This is a genomic window from Geodermatophilus sp. SYSU D01119 (assembly GCF_054049975.1).
The window spans coordinates 1-2,161 of sequence record NZ_JBJGYL010000061.1; the positions used below are offsets into that span (position 1 = coordinate 1).

General features: G+C 76.9%; 3 protein-coding genes. 1 reads left to right on the forward strand and 2 read right to left on the reverse strand.

The window, feature by feature from the left end:
- Window positions 1–75 precede the first annotated feature (75 nt).
- Both ACI79X_RS23360 and ACI79X_RS23365 read right to left on the reverse strand, forming a co-directional pair.
- Window positions 76–726 carry an aminodeoxychorismate/anthranilate synthase component II gene (locus ACI79X_RS23360; protein WP_457027812.1) on the reverse strand — a complete coding sequence of 217 codons (651 nt, stop codon included), beginning with the start codon at window positions 724–726 and terminating at the stop codon, window positions 76–78.
- 42 nt (window positions 727–768) lie between these two features.
- On the reverse strand, window positions 769–1,545 hold the full coding sequence (locus ACI79X_RS23365; RefSeq protein ID WP_457027813.1) for a DUF881 domain-containing protein: 777 nt from the start codon (window positions 1,543–1,545) through the stop codon (window positions 769–771).
- A 137-nt stretch (window positions 1,546–1,682) separates the two neighbouring features.
- On the opposite strand from ACI79X_RS23365, the gene crgA reads away from it, so the two are divergent.
- Entirely contained in the window at window positions 1,683–1,952 is a 270-nt protein-coding gene (crgA, locus tag ACI79X_RS23370) for a cell division protein CrgA (protein ID WP_073422088.1), read from the forward strand.
- Window positions 1,953–2,161 lie beyond the last annotated feature (209 nt).

Below are 2,161 nucleotides of genomic sequence, written 5' to 3' on the forward strand. Positions count from 1 at the left end.
CCCGGGGCGCCACCCCCCCCCCAACCCCACCCGCCCCCCCCCCGAGCGGGCCGGCCCCCTTCTGTGTTCGCGGGGTCAGGCGGGAGCGGCCGACAGGCGGCGGGCGCCCGCGGCGGCGGCCTCGACCACCGCCGGGTCGGGCGCCAGGCCGCAGGCGGCGAGCCAGGTGGCCAGCATCTGGTGCCCGCCCTCGGTGAGCACCGACTCCGGGTGGAACTGCACGCCCTCGATGGGCAACTCGCGGTGCCGCAGCGCCATGACGATGCCCGACGGCGTCGTGCCGGTGACCTCCAGCTCGGCGGGGACGGTGTCCCGGTCGACGGCCAGCGAGTGGTAGCGGGTGGCGGTGAACGGCGAGGGGAGCCCGGCCAGTACGCCGACGCCGTCGTGCACGACCTCGCTGGTCTTGCCGTGCAGCAGCTCCGGCGCGCGCACCACCTCGGCGCCGTAGGCCTCGGCGATCGCCTGGTGGCCCAGGCACACGCCGAGCACGGGGGTGCCCGCCTCGGCCGCCGCGCGGACCATCGGCACGGTCACACCGGCGTCGGCGGGGGTGCCCGGCCCGGGCGAGAGCAGCACGCCCGCGACGTCGAGGTCGGCCAGCTCGTCGACGTCGACGGCGTCGTTGCGGCGCACCACGCACCGCACGCCTAGCTGCCCGAGGTACTGGACCAGGTTGTAGACGAAGCTGTCGAAGTTGTCGACGACGAGGACCGGCCTGCTCACGCTCCCTGTGTACACCGGCCGGTCGCGGGGCCGGGAGGGAGATCAGCCCTCGGAGGGGGTGGCGAGGTCCATGTCGAGCGGGCCGCCGTAGGCCGGCAGCACGACGTCGGCCCGCTCCCGCACGGCGAACCCCAGCCCGTAGGCCTCCACCGCCTGCTCGAAGACCGCCACCTGCGGCGACGCGTCGAGCTGCGCGCGGATGGCCGCCGCGTCGCCGATCGCCGTGACGACGAACGGCGGCGAGTAGGTGCGGCCCTGCAGCAGGAGCACGTTGCCGACGCAGCGGACGGCGCTGGTGGCGATCAGCCGCTGGTCCATGATGGCGACCCCGTCGGCCCCGGCGGCCCACACGGCGTTGACCACGGCCTGCACGTCGGACTGGTGGATGACGACGTCGTCGGGCCGGGCGCCCACGGGCAGTCCGCCGTCGGGGCGGCGGGGGGCGTCGTCGAGGGTGATCTCCACGCCGCGGCCGGTCAGCGCCACCAGGCCGGCCGACAGCTCGCCCTGCTCGGCCGTCGCGGCGGCCGCGGCGACCGCGCCGTCGCGGGTGGCGGCCTGGTCGGTGAGCGCCTGGATCTGCGCCTCGAGGGCGGCCAGCTGCGCCTCCTGCTCGGCGATCGAGTCGTTGCGCTCGGCGAGCAGCGCCCGCAGCTCGGTGACGTCGCCGGCGCGCAGGTCCGACCCCTGCGCCGTCTGGCCGGACGTGGCGAACAGCAGCCCCGCGGCGAGCGCCACGACGGGCACCAGGGCGCCCCAGGCCGTCCGCTGCCGCCGCGGGCGCCCGGAGGCCCCGGCGGCGGTCTCGGACGGCGTCACGGGGGCTCCTGGGGGACGGGAGGGCGGGCGCACGGCTCGGCGGGGCCGTCGTCCTCACCGCGCAGCTTAGGCTGGGAGACCAGCGTGCCGGTCGCGACGGACCGGCACCCCGGGAGAGTCAGCAGGAGTCGGTCGCGGTGCCCAAGTCCAAGGTGCGCAAGAAGTCGGTCTACACGCCGCCGGAGGGCGTGCTCCAGTCCCGGTCGGCCGCCCGTGCGGTGCAGCCGAGCCCGCGCTGGTACGCGCCGCTCATGGTCACGCTCATGGTGCTCGGCCTGCTGTGGATCGTCGTCTACTACGTGGCCGGCGACCGGGTGCCGTTCATGGTGTCGCTGTCGGCGTGGAACTTCGCCATCGGCTTCGGCGCCATGGTCGTCGGCCTGGTGATGTCGATGCGCTGGCGCTGACGCGCCGCACACCGTCCGACGAGGCCCCCGTCCCGCCCCGGGACGGGGGCCTCGTCGCGTCCGGAGGCCCTACACCAGCACCGTCGTCCTCCCCTCCGGGGGGGGGGGGGGGCCGGGGGGGGGCCCCCCCCCCCGGGCCCCCCCCGCCCCAGACCCCCCCCCCCCCCCGCCGGTCCCCCCCGCGGGGTGACCCGTGGTGTGGTGGAGCC